The organism is Glaesserella australis, from assembly GCF_003260095.1.
In the GTDB taxonomy this organism is placed as follows: Bacteria; Pseudomonadota; Gammaproteobacteria; order Enterobacterales; family Pasteurellaceae; genus Glaesserella; species Glaesserella australis.
This window is the reverse complement of record NZ_PTPX01000003.1, coordinates 1-19,830: the sequence shown is the minus strand read 5'-3', so window position 1 is coordinate 19,830 and position 19,830 is coordinate 1. Positions and strand designations below refer to the sequence as shown.

Genomic DNA, 19,830 nt, shown 5'->3' with positions numbered 1-19,830 from the left:
ATCTAATCCAAAAGGACGCTTAAGCGTCCTTTTTTACTTCTCTACAAACTGATTACTTTGCTGAATTAATTGCAAGAAGAGCGCAAGTGGCGGGCGGCTAGTCTGTTTTTCACCCTGTGCATTGAAATGCTCAAAATCCCCTTTGCGATCGACTTGATATTGTTCGCCATCAGGCATAATCGCCACATTCCATTTATAGTTAGATGCAAGAAGCCATTTACGGTCATTTTCTTTTGTTAAATCAATCCCTTGTGCATAATCTTGAATCGGTGATGTTACCCCTAAAAATTGACTAAGTAGCGTTGGCACAATGTCTAAATGGCTTGATAATGGTAGATAACGACTCTTATCTCCTTGCCAGTACATTAACATTGGCACTTGAATGCGATTTTTTGCAAAAACATCGCCTGAACTGACCGCTTGTTCAGCAATATCAGCAGTGATAATAATCAGCGTACTTTTGGTTAAGCCCTGTTGTTCAAGAGTTTGCCAAATATCGTTAAATTGCCAATCAAGCACTTTTGTTTGTTGAGCATAATCAATGCCCGCCGGTAAATTGAGATCTAAATAGCTGAAAAAAGGTTTTTCATTGCGTTTATTTATCCATGTTTTCCACTGCTCAATCGCATCTAAACTCCCTTTGGCTTTAGGTAATTTGAATTGAGCAAATAAGGCTCTTTGATAAATCGGTTCTGCAAAGCCATTATGTGAAAATAGCCCGAATTGGTATTCCAATTGCTGTAAACGAGAAATGAATAAAGATGGCTCTTTCTCATTTAAAATTGCATCTAAATAACGTCCACTTAAACCATAAAACAAGCCTACAATACTGCTACTAATGTTATCGCCACTACTGTAATGTTGCATAAAGCGACGAGAAGATTGGCTGACTTGATAAAGCGACGGCATATTTTCTGCAGTAATGGCATCGTTTTTCAAACCAGACAGATTGATAAATAACAGGTTAGCTTTATGTTGTGGTTCGGTAAATTGCAATGATTTCTTTGGATAATTGAGATAAAAGGTATCTAAACGCCCTGTTTCTTCAATTTGTTGTTCTAAGGCAGAGCGATCGATTAAGCCGTGTTTTTCAAGAAAACTACGTGCAGTCATCGGATAAGCTAACGGATAATTTGCTTTTTGTGCCGTAATTGGACGGTAGAGCGACATATCTGCCCACGCATAAAGCAAATGGGTTGCCATAAAACAGCTTAAGAAAATCATCGCAACATATTTGCCCCATTTTTGACGGTTAAAGCTGCGCAATTTGTTCCAACACCAACGGGAATAGAGCATTTCTACCAGTAAAATCAATGGCATAGGCACAAAAAGAAGTTGCCACTGACGTGTTAATTCCCCTTCACCATTTGGGTTGACTAAAAGATCCCAAACTAATGGTGATAAATGGAGATAAAAACGCTTAAAGACTTCGGTATCTAAGAGCAAAACCGTCATACCAACGGTTGCAAATATAACCGAAATACTACGAAAGGCCCGATTGTTTTTAATGATAAAACTGAGTGGGAAGAGTAGCAGTAAGTAAAGGGCAAAGACCACAAAGCTAAAATGACCAAATAAGCTGATAAAGAAATAGAGTTTTCCAAACAGGGTATTTGGCCAGTCTGCATTAAAGGCATAACGAGAAGAGATCAGCAACGCCACTACGATATTAAATAACGCAAACCAATGCCCCCAACTGATGCGTTGAGAAGTCTCTTCTCGATATTGGCGAGAATTTTCAGGTAATAAGTGGCGAAGTTGATTCAACATATTATTTTGCTGATTTAAGTGAATTTTTTAATGCTGAACTAAAAGCATCGGCTAAGGCTTCACGTTGTTGTGGCGTTTGAACATTGGTAACTAAAATATTTGTCACGATGTTTCCAAGCGCCATTAAAGAGAGATCAACAGGTGCTTTATGTTTTTCTAAGGTAATAATTAAATCGTTTAATAATGCATCGAGTTGTTTATCTTGATATTTTGATTTTGTTGCCATTTTGATAATGATGTTTTGAAAAATAAAATTGGGAGAATACTAGCATAAAAGCTAGCAACAAGCGGTCAGATTTAGCGAAAATTTTGCAAAATTTCTTTAAAATCTGCCCGCTTGTATTACTTAATTGCGACCATTGAGCCAAAATTAAAGCATTGGAACCACAGTTCCACTTGCTTAAAGCCCGCCTGTTTTAAACGTGTTTTATGTGTGTCGATACTGTCAGTCAACATCACATTTTCAAGGGCTGTACGTTTTTGGCTTACTTCCAACTCACTGTAACCATTTGCACGTTTAAAAGTATGATGTAAATCAATCAACAGTCCATTCATGGTGTTATCTTCAAAGGTAAACTTTTCAGATAAGACCAACACGCCATTAGGATTTAACCCTTGATAAATCTTACTCAATAATGCCAAGCGGTCTTCTCGTGGCAAAAATTGTAAAGTGAAATTCAGCACGACCATCGATGCATTCTGGATTTCCACTTGGCGAATATCATCACATAAAATCTCAACAGGGATTTCAGAATGATAGGCTTCCAAATGGCGACGACAACGTTCTACCATCGGCTCTGAATTATCGACCCCAATAATATGCACGCCAGATTTATCGACATTACGTCGGATCGACAAGATCCCCGCCCCACGAGAGCAGCCTAAATCATAGACATTTGAATGGTGCGTCACAAAACGAGCCGCCAACATACCAATAGCGGTAATGATGTTAGAATAGCCAGGGACTGAACGTTGAATCATATCGGGAAAGACTTCAGCCACAGACTCATCGAATGTAAAATCACCTAATTTTTCAATAGGTGCGGAAAATAGCGTATCTTTAGACATACTTTATTTAGCATAAATTTAAGAAGGGGATATTGTACTCTAAATCGCTCTTTTAGGGAAAAAATTCACATAATATTCCTTTTTCCTAATATCCCTTTTTCTGATATAATCTTGCCAATTTTTACGGTCTATTTTATGACCGTGGTCAATTTAAAATGAAATAGGAATAACAATGTCAGAACAAGAACAAAAGCAACAAACTAGCTATGATTCTTCCAGCATTAAAGTCTTACGTGGTCTTGATGCCGTACGTAAACGCCCGGGAATGTATATTGGCGATACCGACGACGGTACAGGTTTACACCACATGGTTTTTGAAGTGGTCGATAATGCGATTGACGAAGCCTTGGCGGGATACTGTAATGACATTGTGGTGACTATTCATTCGGACAATTCTGTTTCAGTACAAGATGACGGACGTGGTATTCCTGTGGGTATTCACCCTGAAGAAGGTGTTTCAGCGGCTGAAGTCATTATGACGGTATTACACGCAGGCGGTAAGTTTGACGATAACTCTTACAAAGTATCGGGCGGTTTGCACGGCGTGGGTGTTTCTGTGGTAAATGCACTTTCATCTAAATTACAGCTGACTATTCGTCGTGAAGGTCATGTGCATGAACAGTTTTATAGCTTAGGCGATCCTGATGCGCCTTTAGCTGTCATTGGCGAAACTGAAAAAACAGGGACAACCGTTCGCTTTTGGCCAAGTTACGATATTTTCAAAAACAAAACCGAATTTGAGTATGCGATTTTATCAAAACGCTTGCGTGAGCTTTCGTTCTTAAATTCAGGTGTATCCATTCGTTTAGTCGATGAGCGTAACGATAAAGAAGAGCATTTCAAATACGAAGGCGGTATTCGTGCTTATGTGGAATACCTTAACGAAGGCAAAAATGTGATTCACCCAACGCCGTTCTATCTTTCGACAGAAAAAGATGGCATTGGTATTGAAATCTCAATGCAGTGGAATGATAGTTTCAACGAAAATGTCTATTGCTTTACCAATAACATTCCACAACGTGATGGCGGTACGCACTTAGCGGGTTTCCGTGGCGCATTAACTCGTGCTTTGAAAAACTATATGGAAACAGGTGCAAAACTGAAAAAAGAAGACGCTAAAATTGATGCGTCAGGTGACGATGCCCGTGAAGGTTTAGTTGCGGTGATTTCGGTTAAAGTGCCAGATCCAAAATTCTCATCTCAAACCAAAGATAAATTGGTTTCATCCGAAGTGAGAAATCCATTAGAAAGCTCAATGAATGAAGCGTTGCAGGAATATTTGCTTGAAAACCCAACAGATGCGCAAAATATCGTCACCAAAATCATTGATGCGGCACGCGCTCGTGAAGCGGCTCGTAAAGCTCGTGAAATGACACGCCGTAAAGGTGCATTAGATTTAGGCGGTTTACCGGGTAAATTAGCGGATTGCCAAGAAAAAGATCCTGCGTTATCTGAACTTTACTTAGTGGAAGGTGACTCTGCGGGCGGTTCTGCAAAACAAGGGCGTGACCGTAAAAACCAAGCGATTTTGCCGTTGAAAGGGAAAATCCTAAACGTTGAAAAAGCCCGTTTTGACAAAATGCTCTCGTCTCAAGAAGTGGCGACACTGATTACCGCATTGGGCGCAGGCATTGGACGTGATGAATATAACATTGAGAAATTACGCTACCACAAAATCATTATCATGACCGATGCGGACGTGGACGGCGCCCATATTCGTACCTTGTTATTAACCTTCTTCTATCGCCAAATGCCAGAGCTGATCGAACGTGGTTATGTGTATATTGCACAACCGCCACTGTATAAAGTGAAAAAAGGTAAACAAGAGAAATATATTCAAGACAATGGCGAAATGGAGCAATATGAATTAGCGTTAGCCCTTGATGGTGCCGCACTTTATGTGAGTGATAAAGCGCCGGCATTAAGTGGTTTAGCGTTAGAAAAACTGATTGCTGAATATAATGATGTACAAAAATTATTTGAACGCTTGGCACGTCGTTATCCAACTGCATTGTTAAATGAACTCATTTATCAGCCTGCATTAACCGCAGAATTTGTAAAAAATGAAGCGGAAGTGACCGCTTGGAACAACAAATTAGTTGAAATTTTAACAGCGAAAGAGAGCAGTGGTAGCAGTTATGTGGCAGACGTATTCTACAATGCAGAGCGCCATATCTATGAACCACAAGTGATCGTCACAACTCACGGTATTAGCACGACTTATCGCCTTGATTTTAACTTTATCACCAGTAACGAATATGCTCGTATTACTAAATTGGGTGCGCAGGTTTGTGGCTTACTTGAGCCAACGGCTTATGTACAACGTGGTGAACGTCAGCAACAGATCGACAGCTTTGCTGATGCGATTGATTGGTTAGTTAAAGAGTCTCGTAAAGGCTTAACCATTCAGCGTTATAAAGGGTTAGGCGAAATGAACCCAGAGCAACTTTGGGAAACAACGATGGATCCTGTGGCTCGTAAAATGTTACAAGTGACGATCAGTGATGCTATCGCAGCGGATAAACTCTTTACCACTTTAATGGGCGATGAAGTAGAACCTCGTCGAGAGTTTATTGAAAATAATGCGTTGTATGCGAATTTAGATATTTAACGAAAAGGCAACAGTATATGCTAATGAGCTATATCTTTTAGGGATATAGCTCATTTTTATTTATCTTATCTATTCATTATACATGTGGTTTACAATCAGGTAGTGTCCCTTCAATTTCAAAAAGCACATCGCCCTCTTTAAAAAAGACATAGCCACCATTTTTCATTTTTGTCCAATTTTCATTTTTGGTTAGTGGCTGAGTTGTAATGATGGTGACCTTGTCAGATTCTTGCGTATACTCGCGAAAGTCGATCATCACATCATCATCACGTAAAGCAGTACCAAAAGGGGCTTTACGACAGACGTAATGTAAATTGGTGGAACAACGGGCAATCATCCAATGTCCATTTGACATAATAAAGTTAAAGACACCGTGGGTAGCGATTTCGCTGGTGATTTCGACCACGGCATCAAAAATTTCTTTTTCACTTGGTTTTTGTGAGAAACGCTTTTTAAGCCCCGCTGCAATACAGCAGAATGCCGCTTCTGAATCGGTTGTACCGATTGGTTGGTAGTGATTATTTGGGCAGACTTTAACATCAACGGTACCGTTGTGGGCAAAGACCCAGTTTTCGCCCCAAATTTCACGAATAAAAGGGTGGGTATTTTCTAAATTAATATCACCACGGGTTGCTTTACGAATATGGGCGATAACGTTATAAGATTTGATTCGATATTGACTGACAAGATCAGCCATTGGAGATGAAGCACCTGGGCGGTTGTCTCTAAAGATACGCACGCCCTTACCTTCAAAAAAAGCGATACCAAACCCATCGGTATGGTGATCAGTTAAACCTGCACGCCGTCGAAATCCTTCAAAAGAGAAGGTAATATCTGTTGGTGTATTACAATTCATTCCTAATAATTGGCACATATATTACTTCTTATGTTTGTTGTTACGATGTTGTTTTAGTGCTTGTAATCCCCAGTGAAGATAGTTTCAAAGGTCGTTTACAAGCGGTATGATTTAATCGGAAATTTACAAAAAATTCAATAGGCTAAATGAGAATTTCTTGAGCTTAAGCATGCTCTTTTTTTAATAAAGAGAATAAAAATAAAATTCCTGAACAAATAACGACTGATGGTCCTGCTGGCGTATCTTTAAAGGCGGATAGCATAAGCCCACCTGTGACAGAGATAATACTAAAGAAAATAGCATAAATAACCATAATTTCAGGGGTTTTTGCGAAGCGTCTTGCTGTTGCTGACGGGATAATTAATAAGGATGTAATAATTAACGCACCAACGAATTTCATGGTTAAGGCAATGGTAAATGCTGTAAGGAGCATTAATAGAAGGCGTAAACGAGCCACATTGAGTCCTTCAATTTGCGCAAGTTCAGGGCTTACTGTAATAGAAAGCAGTTTTTTCCAAAAAAAAGCCAATATTGTTGCAATACAAAATACGCCAACTGCAATAAAGAAAACATCGTCAAAGCTAATGGCAAGAAGATCACCAAAGAGATAGGACATTAAATCGACACGAACATTATCTAATAAGCTGATAGTAATAACCCCTAAAGAGAGACTGCTATGTGCGATGATGCCTAATAGGGTATCAACAGAATGATTTGAACGTTGTTCTAACCAAACGAGACCCAAAGCAAGCAGTAAGGTCATGGCAATCACGGCAAAATAAGGATCGACTTCGAGAAAAAAACCAAATGCAACGCCAAGTAATGCAGAGTGAGAAAGGGTATCGCCAAAATAAGCCATTTTGCGCCAAACAACAAAAGCACCGAGTGGTGCTGTGATGAATGATAATAAAATACCTGCAATCCAAGCGGGGAATAAAATATCAAACATAAAACCTCTTAATGTTTTCCATCACATTGGCAGACATTGCCATGTAAATCGTGGTGGTGATTGTGTTTATGTGAATAAAAGGCAACATTTTTTGCAAATTGATCACCAAAGAAATGAATAAAACTAGGATCTGTTGAGATCATTTCTGGTGTACCGGCACAGCAGATATGTCGATTGACACAAAGGACTTCATCCGTATTTGCCATGACAATATTTAAATCGTGAGAAACCATTAAAATCGCACAGTTTAACCATGAGCGAGTTTTATTTAATAGTTGATAGAGTTCCGTTTGCCCTGTAATATCCACTCCCTGCATCGGTTCATCCAAAACGAGTAGTTGAGGTCGATCTAAAATGGCTCTAGCGAGTAAAACACGTTGGAGCTCTCCCCCTGAAAGTTTTTGCATACTGTTTTGGGCAAGATGAGTAATAGAAAAGAGCGATAGTGCTTCTTCTATTAACTGCTTGGTACCATTGGGTTTCAGCGATAAAAACTTTTCCACCGTGATTGGGATGGAGTGATCAAGGTGTAATTTTTGTGGAACATAGCCAATTTTGAGATTTTTCTGATGAATGACCTTTCCAGATGTAGGTTGTTGTAATTTAAGTAATACTTTAAGTAACGTTGATTTCCCCCCACCATTTGGGCCTACGATAGTCGTAATGGAGTTGGGATAAATACGTAAATTAATATGCTCTAATGCGGGGATATTATTAAAGAAAACATGGATATTATCTAGTTGAACTAAAGGTTCTTGGGCAGACGGATGTTTTCGAATTTGCTTGATTTGCATAACAATAATAAAATTAAGGATATAAGTGTGCAAGGTAACGGATTTTTTTACCTTTGACAAGACAGAGATGAATTTTTCATGTTTCTTTTGGTCTATATGAAACTGGAATCCAATTTAGGATAAAAATTAAAAAGAATTAGGAAGAATATTTTGCAACATGTGATTTTTGCTAGAGATCGTCGTCGTAAAAAACATCGTTTCAAGGCATTTATTTTTTTATTAGCACTATTGTGTATTTTTGTTGGAATTGTACTAACTCTAAAAAGTCAATCGCCTACACAAACTGGTACATTGCCTGTTGTTTCTGTACCTCAGTCGTCATCGCCTATTGTGTCGACAGATACGTTGACCGCTTCTCATGTAGAAAAGCAAACTGAAAACACACAATCTTCTAGCGTTCCTACAGATTCTACTACTGCAGTGGCTAATCTTGCGGAGAATATGTCAAGTGAATTGACCTATATTGATATTGACGCTGCGAAATCTGAAGAAGATGAACAATCATCAAATGAACCTGTAGATGAAAATGCAACATCTTATGAAGATGAGTTATTAGATGTCGATGATGAAGTAGAAACAGCAGAAAATACCGTAAAACCTGAAGATAAACTACCAGAAGAAGCTGAAAATATTCTTGAAGAGATGCTTGATGTTGCAGATCAAGCGATCCGTATTCAAAATCAGTTTAGTTATACGGTAACACGTGGCGATAAATTAAAAGATGTGTTGGAGCAATCGGGTCTAGGAAGTGCAACAGCAAAAGCGTTGGAGAAAAAATTTCCACAATTAGCTGACTTACAACCAGGTCAACAATTCTACTGGATTTTAGATAATGATGGCGAGCTAGAGTATATGAATTGGCTCGTTTCAGAAAAGGAAGAAAAAATCTTTGAACGTAAAGAGAAAAATCAATTTGCGGTTCAAACAATCCAGAAAAAAGGCACTTGGCAGCAAGATGTTGTTAAAGGCACAATTAATGGTGATTTCAGCTCAAGTTTAAAATCAGTAGGACTTTCTCAACGCCAAATTAACCAATTAGCCAGTGGCTTGCAGTGGCAGATTGCGACGAATAAGCTGAAAAAAGGCGACCGTTTTGCGATTTTAGTAAAACGTGAATATATTAATGGAAAAGTCACCGATTTAGGTAATGTCGAGGCGATTCACATTATCAGCGGTAAGAAAAGTTATTATGCCATTCAAGCTGATAATGGACGCTATTATAGTCGTCATGGTGAAACTTTAGGTAAAGGATTCTCTCGCTATCCATTACAATTTACACCACGGATTTCTTCAGGGTTTAATCCGCGTCGTTTACACCCAGTCACTCGTCGAGTCGCACCCCATAAAGGCGTCGATTTTGCCGTTGGTACAGGCACGCCGATTATTGCACCAGCGGATGGCGTTGTCGAGCATGTTGCCTATCAAGCAAATGGTGCTGGACGTTATATTAAGGTTCGCCATGGAGGACAATATACAACGGTTTATATGCACTTAAGTCGCTCGCTTGTTAAAGTCGGGCAGAGTGTGAAGAAAGGAGAGCGCATTGCGCTTTCTGGAAATACAGGTCGTTCAACAGGCGCACATTTACACTATGAGTTCCATATTAATGGCAGACCCGTCAACCCAATGACAGTGAAATTACCAGGTACGGGTTCTGGTATGCCAGATAAAGAACGTAAAGAGTTCTTAGCGAAAGCGAGAAGTATCGAATCTAAATTAAAATTGTAATTCAAAGGAATTTTAAATGACATTTAAACAGAAAATTTTCACCCTGAGCGCACTCTCTTTGATGGCATGCTCTGCGATGGCTAATGATAAATTACAAACGACCTTAGAAAAAATTGGTGCAACCAATGTAAAAATCAGTGACTCTGTTCTTCCAGGGTTTAAAACAGCCGTTTCAGATCAAGGTGTAGTTCAAATTAGTCAAGATGGGCGTTATGTTATCCAAGGACAAATTTTTGAGATTAAAGATGGAAAAGTCGTTGATGTGACTAATCGTGCACTACTTGCTGAATTAAATGCATTAGAGAAAGAAATGATTATTTACCCAGCAAAAAATGAGAAGCATGTTGTCACCATTTTTATGGATATTACTTGCCATTATTGCCAAGTGTTACATTCAAAAATAAAAGAATATAATGATTTAGGTATTACTATTCGCTATTTAGCTTTTCCACGTGGCGGTTTAAATAATCAGACAGCAAAACAGATGGAAGCTATTTGGACAGAAAAAGATCCAGTTTTTGCGTTAAATGAGTCAGAAAAAGGTAATTTACCGAAAGAATTAAAAACACCTAATATTGTGAAAAAACATTATGAATTAGGGATTAAATTTGGCGTAACAGGAACACCGAATATCGTCACTCAACAAGGTGAATTGATTCCAGGTTATGTTGAGCCGAAAGAATTAGTAAAAATGTTAAGTGAATAAAATTAACAAGCGGTAAGATGTTGCAAATTTTTTGCAATAACTGACCGCTTGCCTTTCTAGCCATATCAAAAAAATCGTGAATAAATTAATTAAACGCCGTTTACCTTTAACAACGAATCATCTCTCCGATCATCCATTACTCAATCGCATTTATCAAAGTCGGGGAATCACATCTTCTCAAGAATTAGAACTCACTTTACAGCGACTACATTCGCCGATGTTATTGGCAAATATTGACGATGCCGTGTCGTTGCTACAAGCCACACTAGCAAAGCAAGGGCGCATTGTTGTTGTGGGAGATTTTGATGCTGATGGTGCAACAAGTACCGCATTAGCAATATTAGCGTTGCGACAGTTTGGTTTTAAACATGTCGATTATCTGATCCCAGATCGTTTTTCTCAAGGCTATGGATTAAGTTTGAGTGTAGCTGAAATGGTGATTGCCAAAGGGGCAGATTTGGTACTTACCGTCGATAATGGAATTTCTTCTTTTGAAGGTATTGCATTATTAAAAAGTCATCAAATTCAAGTGCTAGTAACAGATCACCACTTGCCCGCAGACGAATTGCCAGAAGCTGATGCGATGGTGAATCCTAATTTGCCAAATTGTTTATTTCCTTCAAAAGCACTTGCAGGTGTTGGGGTAATTTTTTATGTCATGATGGCGCTGAGAGCAGGTTTAAGAAAATTAGGCTATTTTAAAGAGAAAGAGCCTAATATTGCAGAGTTGCTGGATTTAGTCGCATTAGGCACGGTCGCAGATGTTGTTCCACTTGATCATAATAACCGTATTTTAGTTAATCAGGGGTTAAATCGTATTCGAGCAGGATATTGTCGAGCAGGGATTCAAGCGTTAGTTGAAATTGCTAAACGTGATCTTGCTGGATTACAAGCCAGTGATTTAGGCTTTGCTATCGCCCCAAGATTAAATGCCGCAGGGCGTTTAGAAAATATGGCATTAGGTGTCGAGTTATTGATTTGTGACGATCTTCAACTAGCTAGACAACTTGCTTTGGAATTAGATTCATTAAATCAAACACGCAAAGAGTTTGAGCAAGAGATGAAAACAGAAGCGCTCGCTATTTGTGCGAAACTGCCTAAATTAACGCAACAAGACCAAGCTCATGGCATTGTGCTGTATCAACCTGATTGGCATCAAGGTGTGATCGGTATTTTAGCATCAAGAATTAAAGATCAGTTTCATCGCCCTGTTATTGTCTTTGCGCAAGAAAGTGAAGATAGCGAATATTTGAAAGGCTCTGCTCGTTCTATTGCGGGATTACATATGCGTGACCTTTTAGAGCGTATGGACAGTCAATATCCAGGCGTAATGGTGAAATTTGGTGGACACGCCATGGCGGCAGGTTTAACCATTCATCAGTCAAATTTGACCCGTTTTCAAAAATTGTTTGATGAAACGGTTGATCAGTTTATTGAGCCAGAGCAGTTACAAGGTATTATTTATACCGATGGGGAATTAGCCGCGGATGAATTTAATCTAGCAACTGCAGAACTGCTTAAACAAGCGGGTCCATGGGGACAACATTTTGCAGAACCAACATTTGAAGGAGATTTCAGAATTTTACAACAGCGATTGTTAGCAGGAAAACATCTAAAAATGATGGTGGAAAATGCGCAAGGCATGTTAATTGATGCCATTTGGTTTAATGTTGATTTACGTTATTATCCAGACTTGTCTATTAAAGGCGCTAAACTTATTTATAAGCTAGATATTAATGAATTTAGGGGAAATAGAAATATTCAATTACTTATAGAGCATTTATCTGCATAAATTATTAGCAAAAAACTAGAATAAATGAAATTTGTATTGTATACTTGAATAGCGTCTATGCCGGAATGCCGGAAGGACAAACGGCTTATTTTTAGTCGCTTTAAGGTTTTAGAATAAATATTTTTAAGGAACATCCCAAGATGAAAAAAACGACTGTTTTTCGTGGGTTATTATTATCAGGTGTTGCATTAGCAGTAGCTGCATGTGGTAACTTAAGCAAAGTATCTGATGAAGGTACAACAGAGAACCCTGTATTCCCAAAAATTTCTGAGTCAGAATTCAATCATGACGGTTCACAATTTGGTTCTTGGCCAAACTGGGAAAATGTTCGTCAAATTGAAAAAGGTATGAACAAAGACCAACTTTATTATTTAATTGGTCGTCCACATTTTGAAGAAGGCCTATACGGTGTTCGTGAATGGGACTATGCATTCAACTATCGTGAAAATGGTGTTCATAAAATTTGTCAATTCAAAATCTTATTTGACAAAAATATGAATGCGCAGAGTTTCTTTTGGTATCCAAATGGTTGTAATGGTAATTCATCATTCAACCTAAGTGGTGACTTCTTATTCGATTTTGATAAAGATGTATTAACAGCTAAAGGTAAAGAAGTTGTTGATAACGTTGCAGCACAATTAAAATCTTCAGGTGCAGAGAAAGTGAAAGTAGCTGGTTATACAGACCGTTTAGGTTCTGAAAGCTATAACTTAGACTTATCACAACGCCGTGCTAACATGGTTAAAGCTCGCTTAGTACAACAAGGCGTTACTGCACAAATCGAAGCAGTAGGTTATGGTAAAGCAAGCCAAGTTAAAGCATGTGATGGCGAATCAGGTCAAGCGTTAAAAGACTGCTTACGTCCAAACCGTCGTGTAGAAATCACTGCTAACGGTGGCGTATTAAAACAAAGCGAAGGTGGTAACGTTGCAGGTCCTAACGGTCCAGCACCACTTTACCAAACTCCAGCTTATAACTCAGGTAAATAATTTACTGATTTAAGCGTTATAGCATAGTACAATAAAGGGATAATTCTTAGGAATATCCCTTTTTTATTTTATGGAGCTATAACATATGTCTTACCAAGCGATTGCTTTCGATCTTGACGGTACTTTACTATCAAGCCAATCTACTATTTTAGAATCCAGTAAACAAGCGATTCAAAAAGCAAGAGAATTGGGGCTAAAAGTGTTCATTGTAACAGGTCGTCACCATACTGCCGTACGCCCTTATTATGCAGAATTGAATTTAGACACCCCAGTCGTTTGCTGCAATGGCACATATTTATATGATTTTCACCAGGATAAAGTCCTTATATCCAACCCATTAACGCAACAACAAGCATCTCATTTAATCACTTCTGCAAAAGCCTTAAATATTCATCTGGCGGTATATACCCGTGATGCAATGACTTACGAAGTATTAAATCCACATTTTACCAAGCTGATGAAATGGGTCGAAAGTTGCCCTGAAAATGTTCGTCCTAATGTTCATCAAGTGGAAAATTTCCAACAACTAATTGATGATAATATTCTGATTTGGAAAGTATTAATCAGCGATCCTGATTTAGAAAAAATGCAAAATTTTGTGAATAAGTTACCGCTTGATGTGAGTGCAGAATGGTCTTGGGTTGACCGTGTCGATATTACACGAGCAGGGAATAGCAAAGGAGCTTGTTTAGCAGAATTATTGAAACAAGAAAAGATTGATCCAAAACAGGTGATTGCTTTTGGTGATAACTTTAATGATATCAGTATGTTAAAGCTTGTCGGTATGGGAATTGCAATGGGAGAATCGGAACAGGATGTACAACAAAGTGCGAAACGTGTGATTGGCTCTAATAATGAAAACAGCATTGCAACAACATTGGCTGAGTTATTAGCATTTTAAGGATATGCCATGAAGATTCGTAAATCTATTCCGTCTGATTTTGAGACGATTTTAGCGATTTATAATCAAGCTATTCCCACTCACCAAGTGACGGCAGATCTCTTCTTAGCGACAACAGAAAGTCGAAAAGCATGGTTTGAATTTCATTTGGCAAGTGAAAAATACCCGCTTTGGACAGTAGAAGATGAGCAGGGCATTGCAGGTTGGTTTAGCTTTTCGCCATTTTATGAGCGTCCTGCATTTGTGCATACCTCTGAAATTAGTATCTATCTTGATCAAAATGCCAAGGGAAAAGGCTATGGTTCCAAAATCATTCAATTTATGCAAGATAAAATGCTAGAACATGGAATAAATACGTTAATGGCTTATGTATTTGAACTTAACCAAGTCAGTATGAATTTGATGAAAAAGCATGGTTTTGAATGTTGGGGACGTTTTCCTCATATTGCCAATATGGGAAAAGATGAACAAGGAAATGAAAAATGGCGCACCCTTGTGATGATGTCTTTTCAAAAAGGCATTTAGTAAGCGGTAAGATTTAATAAAAATTTTGCAAAATCAGCGGAAAAGACTTGCATATTTAAGCTGAATTTTGCAATCTATGTATACTTTTGACAAAGTATAAATATACAGGAGCAAATTATGTCAAAACCTCTCTTCTACGGCAGTATTGTTGCATTAATTACCCCAATGAAAAATGGTGAAATTGATTTTGACGGGTTAAAGGATTTAGTTGAATTTCATATTAAAGCGGGAACACATGCGATTGTTTCTGTAGGAACAACAGGGGAGTGCAGTACCTTAAGTATTGATGAAAACGTTAAAGTCATTAAGAAAACTGTTGAGTATGCAGCAGGTCGTATTCCTGTGATTGCGGGTACTGGCTCGAATGCAACCAGTGAAGCCATTATCATGACGAAGCTACTTGCAGACAGTGGCGTTGCAGGCTGTTTAAGTGTTGTGCCTTACTACAATAAACCAACACAAGAAGGTTTATATCAACATTATAAAGCGATTGCGGAATCTACCACATTACCACAAATTCTTTACAATGTACCGGGGCGTACAGGAACAGATTTAAAACCTGAAACTATTGGTCGCTTAGCGAAAATTCCAAATATTGTTGCAGTCAAAGAAGCAACAGGGGATTTAAGCCGTGTTGCAAAAATCAAAGAATTAGCGGGTGAAGATTTCATTTTCTTAAGTGGTGATGATGCGACGGGTTTAGAATCCATGAAGTTAGGCGGGCAAGGTGTTATTTCTGTGACAAATAATCTCGCAGCGGCGGATATGGCTAAAATGTGTGATCTTGCATTAGCGGGTAAATTTGATGAAGCGGAAGAAATTAACCAACGTTTAATGGATTTACATACTAATTTATTCGTGGAAGGTAACCCAATTCCAGTAAAATGGGCTGCTCACAAAATGGGCTTAATCAGCGATCCATGCTTACGTTTACCATTAACGGTGTTGTCAGAACAGTATCATTCTGTGATTACAGCCGCTTTAGAGAAAGCGAAATTAATTTAATCGATAAGTAAAAATCGGCATTGAGATGATCAATGCCGATTTTTTTAGTGATAAGTCTGAATAAATTTTTGATAAGCGGTGAGAAACATTTCAAAATCTTCTAACCCACAAAAAGCAATGCTTTCTTCATCATAAAAACTAAAACCATCTTCAACGGCTTCAATTTCTTCAAAGGTCATTTCCAAATTATTTGCTTTTACCATCACTTCTTCAATATTCAGATAAAGCGAATATTCTTTACCTTCTAAAATCCATTCATAATTGATATCTTTCGTGTGGCGACAATGTTCAATTTCCGCAAAAATATTATTAAGTTCTTTAGGATTTGGGCTAATTTCGGTATTTAGCCAACGGGCAAACGCTTCATGATCCATAGAACATTTAGCAACAACACCGTGCATCGTATGAGTAAATTGATATTCCATCGTTTTCTCCTTCGTTTTTCTTTAATGCAAGCGGTCGGATTTTGTGAATTTTTGCAAAATGTTAAGAAAAACTGACCGCTTGTAAAAGTATGTTTAACCTTTCTGCAAAATGGCTTTTAAGAATCTTGCCGTATGGGATTTTTTATCTTTTGCGACCTCTTCTGGCGTACCTGTAGCGATAATCTGTCCGCCGCCGCTACCGCCCTCAGGACCGAGATCGACAATCCAGTCGGCTGTTTTGATCACATCTAAATTATGCTCGATCACCACAATAGTATTGCCCTGATCACGCAAGCGGTGTAATACGCTCAATAATTGCTTAATATCGGCAAAGTGCAAACCGGTGGTCGGTTCGTCAAGAATATAGAGCGTTTTGCCTGTATCTCGTTTAGAGAGTTCCGCCGCCAGTTTCACCCGTTGGGCTTCGCCGCCTGAAAGGGTGGTAGAAGATTGTCCTAAACGAATGTAGGATAAACCAACATCCATCAGCGTTTGCAATTTACGGGCAATCATCGGCACAGCGTCAAAAAATTCTCTTGCTTCTTCAACGGTCATATCCAATACTTGATGAATGGTTTTGCCTTTGTAGCGAATTTCAAGGGTTTCACGGTTGTAACGTTTGCCTTTACAGTGATCGCACGGCACATACACATCAGGCAAGAAGTGCATTTCCACTTTGATCACCCCGTCTCCCTGACAGGCTTCGCAACGTCCGCCACGCACGTTAAAGCTAAAACGCCCTACGTTATAGCCCCTTGCTCGAGCTTCTTGCGTTCCTGCAAATAGCTCACGGATTGGCGTAAACAAGCCCGTATAAGTAGCTGGATTTGAACGTGGCGTACGTCCAATCGGGCTTTGGTTGATGTCGATCACCTTGTCAAAATGTGCCAAGCCGTCAATGCTCTTATACGGGGCAACATCGCTATTTTCCGCACGGTTTAACGCATTTTGAGCGATAGGGAAAAGCGTATCGTTAATCAATGTTGATTTGCCCGATCCTGACACCCCTGTAATACAGGTAAACAAGCCAACGGGAATTTCCAAATCCACTTCTTTCAAGTTATTGCCACTTGCCCCTTTGAGTACCAATAACTTGCTCTCATCTCGTGGCGTACGATGTTTCGGGATCTCGATTTTCTCTTTGCCCGACAAGAACTTACCCGTAATAGATTCTTCATTTTGCATAATCTCTTGAGCTGTGCCTTGAGCAATAATTTGCCCGCCGTGAACCCCAGCCCCCGGTCCAATATCGACAATATGATCCGCCGCCATAATTGCATCTTCATCGTGTTCCACCACAATCACCGTGTTGCCAAGATTACGCAGATGAATAAGGGTATTGAGCAAGCGTTCGTTATCTCGCTGATGTAGCCCAATAGACGGTTCATCAAGCACATACATCACCCCAACCAACCCCGCACCAATTTGGCTGGCAAGGCGGATACGTTGAGCTTCACCGCCCGATAAGGTCTCCGCTGAACGAGAGAGCGAAAGGTAGTTCAAGCCCACATTGACAAGGAAAGAGAGACGTTCACGAATTTCTTTCAAAATCTTTTCGGCAATTTGAGCTTTTTGCCCCGACAAATGTAAGTTCTCAAAAAAATCCAACGCTTCGCCAATACTTTTTTCTGATACTATCGGCAAGTTGGTTTTCTCCAAAAAGACATAACGAGCCTCACGGCGTAGTCGAGAGCCTTCGCAGTCGGTACAAGCACGATTGTTGATATATTTCGCCAACTCCTCACGCACCGCATTTGACTCCGTCTCTTTATAACGGCGAGCCATATTATTCAACACGCCCTCAAAAGCGTGAACTCGCTTAACGCTATCGCCCCGATCATTGACATAGACAAACTCAATCTCATCTTTTGAGCCGTTCAAAATGATCTGTTGAATTTTCTTCGGCAGTTGGCTAAATGGCGTTTCAATATCAAAATCATAATGTTTCGCCACCGATTTCAACAAACCAAAATAGTAGAAACTTCGGCGATCCCAGCCCTTAATCGCACCGCTTGCGAGCGAAATATCAGGATTTTGCACCACTTTGCGCTCATCAAAATACTGCTGAACCCCCAAGCCATCGCAAGTTGGGCAAGCCCCAGCAGGATTGTTGAACGAAAACAGACGTGGCTCTAATTCGGTTAAAGAGTAGCCACAATGAGAACAGGCAAAGCTAGACGAAAAAACCAATTCTTCCGCCATTGGATCGTCCATATCAGCAATAATTGCTGTTGAGCCTGATAGCTCCAATGCTGTCTCAAAAGACTCTGCAAGACGAGTGGCAATATCGCTTCGTACTTTAAAACGGTCGATCACCACTTCAATCGTATGTTTTTTCTGCAATTCTAACTTCGGCGGATCGGACAGGTCGCAAATTTCACCATCAATTCTCGCCCGAATGTAGCCGTTAGCGGTCAGATTTTCTAATAATTTTGCGTGTTCGCCCTTGCGATTTTTCACCACAGGAGACAGCAACATCAAGCGTTTGCCCTCAGGCTCTTCCAATACCCGATCTACCATTTGCGAAATAGTCTGAGCCGCCAACGGCACATCGTGATCAGGACAGCGTGGCTCACCCACACGGGCAAACAACAGACGCAAATAGTCGTGGATTTCTGTCACCGTCCCGACCGTTGAACGTGGGTTGTGGGACGTGGATTTCTGCTCAATGGAAATCGCAGGGGAAAGCCCCTCAATATGATCCACATCTGGCTTTTCCATTAATGACAAAAATTGACGAGCATACGCGGATAAACTTTCGACATAACGCCGTTGCCCCTCCGCATACAGCGTATCAAAGGCTAAAGACGATTTCCCCGACCCCGACAGCCCTGTAATCACAATAAATTTATCTCTCGGAAGTACCAAATTCACGTTTTTTAAATTGTGGGTTCTCGCCCCACGAATATCAATATGTTGCATAACTGCCTTCTGAACAAATGTAAAGCAAAAATTTTTAAATTTTCGATCATTATCGCATAAATTGACTAACTGTACAAAATATCAGTTTTAATAGGTGATTTTTTTTTTATTTTCAGGCAAAATACCACTAATTTTTTAAAGCAATTTATTGAGAGGATTTTATATGGCAGGTGTAAATAAAGTAATTATTGTTGGTAATTTAGGTGCTGATCCTGATATGCGTACAATGCCAAACGGCGAAGCTGTTGCAACTTTAAGCGTTGCGACGAGCGAAAGCTGGAACGACAAAATGACTGGCGAACGTCGTGAAGTCACCGAATGGCACCGTATCGTTTTCTTCCGTCGTCAAGCTGAAGTAGCAGGGCAATATTTACGTAAAGGCTCAAAAGTTTATGTGGAAGGCAAACTCAAAACTCGCAAATGGCAAGATCAAAATGGGCAAGAGCGTTACACAACCGAAATCCAAGGTGATGTATTGCAAATGTTAGACAGCCGTAATAGTGGTGGCGACTTTGGTGGTCAAGGTGGTGGTTGGAACCAACAACCGGCACAGCAAAATTATAATCAGGGCGGTAATAATTATAACCAAGGTGGCTACGGCAACGATAACTACGCTCAAAATAACTTTGGCAATGCTCAACAAGCACCAAAAGCGGCAGCAAAACCAGCAGCACAAGCAGAACCGCCAATGGATAATTTTGATGATGATATTCCGTTCTGAAATCCATATACAGAAATTATGTAAAAATACATCATAGAAACCAGAGAGAAGCCTTATAAAATAAGACT

The 19,830-nt window shown here is 39.5% G+C and carries 17 protein-coding genes; 9 read left to right on the top strand and 8 right to left on the bottom strand.

The genetic code is table 11. The features are described 5' to 3' along the window. Nucleotides 1-33 precede the first annotated feature (33 nt). The 3 genes from C5N92_RS02060 to cmoA form a co-directional block, all read right to left on the bottom strand. Nucleotides 34-1,770 carry a DUF3413 domain-containing protein gene (locus tag C5N92_RS02060; RefSeq protein ID WP_111749226.1) on the bottom strand — a complete coding sequence of 579 codons (1,737 nt, stop codon included), beginning with the start codon at nt 1,768-1,770 and terminating at the stop codon, nt 34-36. Between the two features lies 1 nt (nt 1,771). Beyond that, the gene (locus tag C5N92_RS02055) at nt 1,772-1,996 is read right to left on the bottom strand and encodes a YejL family protein (protein ID WP_111749225.1); all 225 of its coding nucleotides are present in this window, start codon (nt 1,994-1,996) and stop codon (nt 1,772-1,774) included. Between the two features lie 116 nt (nt 1,997-2,112). Further along, nucleotides 2,113-2,838: a carboxy-S-adenosyl-L-methionine synthase CmoA gene (gene cmoA / locus C5N92_RS02050; protein ID WP_111749224.1), complete on the bottom strand. Its 726-nt coding sequence runs from the start codon at nt 2,836-2,838 to the stop codon at nt 2,113-2,115. 172 nt (nt 2,839-3,010) lie between these two features. Between cmoA and gyrB the strand changes: the two genes are divergently transcribed. After that, nucleotides 3,011-5,449: a DNA topoisomerase (ATP-hydrolyzing) subunit B gene (gene gyrB, locus C5N92_RS02045; protein WP_111749223.1), complete on the top strand. Its 2,439-nt coding sequence runs from the start codon at nt 3,011-3,013 to the stop codon at nt 5,447-5,449. A gap of 76 nt (nt 5,450-5,525) precedes the next feature. Here the strand turns inward: gyrB and C5N92_RS02040 are convergent, their stop codons facing one another. From C5N92_RS02040 to znuC, 3 genes are all read right to left on the bottom strand, one after another. Beyond that, entirely contained in the window at nt 5,526-6,323 is a 798-nt protein-coding gene (locus C5N92_RS02040) for a class II glutamine amidotransferase (RefSeq protein ID WP_111749222.1), read from the bottom strand. Between the two features lie 145 nt (nt 6,324-6,468). Beyond that, nucleotides 6,469-7,254, bottom strand: a complete 786-nt coding sequence (znuB, locus tag C5N92_RS02035; protein WP_111749221.1) for a zinc ABC transporter permease subunit ZnuB — start codon at nt 7,252-7,254, stop codon at nt 6,469-6,471. A gap of 8 nt (nt 7,255-7,262) precedes the next feature. Further along, nucleotides 7,263-8,048, bottom strand: a complete 786-nt coding sequence (znuC, locus tag C5N92_RS02030) for a zinc ABC transporter ATP-binding protein ZnuC (RefSeq protein ID WP_111749220.1) — start codon at nt 8,046-8,048, stop codon at nt 7,263-7,265. Between the two features lie 150 nt (nt 8,049-8,198). On the opposite strand from znuC, the gene mepM reads away from it, so the two are divergent. From mepM to dapA, 7 genes are all read left to right on the top strand, one after another. Beyond that, nucleotides 8,199-9,776, top strand: a complete 1,578-nt coding sequence (gene mepM / locus C5N92_RS02025) for a murein DD-endopeptidase MepM (protein ID WP_111749219.1) — start codon at nt 8,199-8,201, stop codon at nt 9,774-9,776. Between the two features lie 16 nt (nt 9,777-9,792). After that, the gene (gene dsbC / locus C5N92_RS02020; protein ID WP_111749218.1) at nt 9,793-10,482 is read left to right on the top strand and encodes a bifunctional protein-disulfide isomerase/oxidoreductase DsbC; all 690 of its coding nucleotides are present in this window, start codon (nt 9,793-9,795) and stop codon (nt 10,480-10,482) included. Between the two features lie 76 nt (nt 10,483-10,558). Then, complete coding sequence (gene recJ, locus C5N92_RS02015) at nt 10,559-12,274, top strand: single-stranded-DNA-specific exonuclease RecJ (RefSeq protein ID WP_111749217.1); 1,716 nt, start codon at nt 10,559-10,561, stop codon at nt 12,272-12,274. A 140-nt stretch (nt 12,275-12,414) separates the two neighbouring features. Next, nucleotides 12,415-13,263: an OmpA family protein gene (locus tag C5N92_RS02010; RefSeq protein ID WP_111749216.1), complete on the top strand. Its 849-nt coding sequence runs from the start codon at nt 12,415-12,417 to the stop codon at nt 13,261-13,263. Between the two features lie 85 nt (nt 13,264-13,348). Next, nucleotides 13,349-14,164 (top strand): pyridoxal phosphatase, encoded by an 816-nt coding sequence (locus tag C5N92_RS02005; protein ID WP_111749215.1) that lies wholly within the window; start codon nt 13,349-13,351, stop codon nt 14,162-14,164. A gap of 9 nt (nt 14,165-14,173) precedes the next feature. After that, nucleotides 14,174-14,689: a GNAT family N-acetyltransferase gene (locus C5N92_RS02000; RefSeq protein ID WP_111749214.1), complete on the top strand. Its 516-nt coding sequence runs from the start codon at nt 14,174-14,176 to the stop codon at nt 14,687-14,689. A 117-nt stretch (nt 14,690-14,806) separates the two neighbouring features. Then, nucleotides 14,807-15,694: a 4-hydroxy-tetrahydrodipicolinate synthase gene (dapA, locus tag C5N92_RS01995; protein ID WP_111749213.1), complete on the top strand. Its 888-nt coding sequence runs from the start codon at nt 14,807-14,809 to the stop codon at nt 15,692-15,694. Between the two features lie 44 nt (nt 15,695-15,738). Here dapA and C5N92_RS01990 read toward each other — a convergent pair whose 3' ends face one another. Together C5N92_RS01990 and uvrA are read right to left on the bottom strand one after the other, a co-directional pair. Beyond that, nucleotides 15,739-16,119 carry a YacL family protein gene (locus tag C5N92_RS01990; protein ID WP_111749212.1) on the bottom strand — a complete coding sequence of 127 codons (381 nt, stop codon included), beginning with the start codon at nt 16,117-16,119 and terminating at the stop codon, nt 15,739-15,741. A gap of 93 nt (nt 16,120-16,212) precedes the next feature. Beyond that, nucleotides 16,213-19,041: an excinuclease ABC subunit UvrA gene (gene uvrA, locus C5N92_RS01985; RefSeq protein WP_111749211.1), complete on the bottom strand. Its 2,829-nt coding sequence runs from the start codon at nt 19,039-19,041 to the stop codon at nt 16,213-16,215. A gap of 163 nt (nt 19,042-19,204) precedes the next feature. Between uvrA and ssb the strand changes: the two genes are divergently transcribed. Then, nucleotides 19,205-19,762, top strand: coding sequence for a single-stranded DNA-binding protein (gene ssb, locus C5N92_RS01980; RefSeq protein WP_111749210.1), 558 nt, complete (start codon nt 19,205-19,207; stop codon nt 19,760-19,762). Nucleotides 19,763-19,830: the final 68 nt, after the last annotated feature.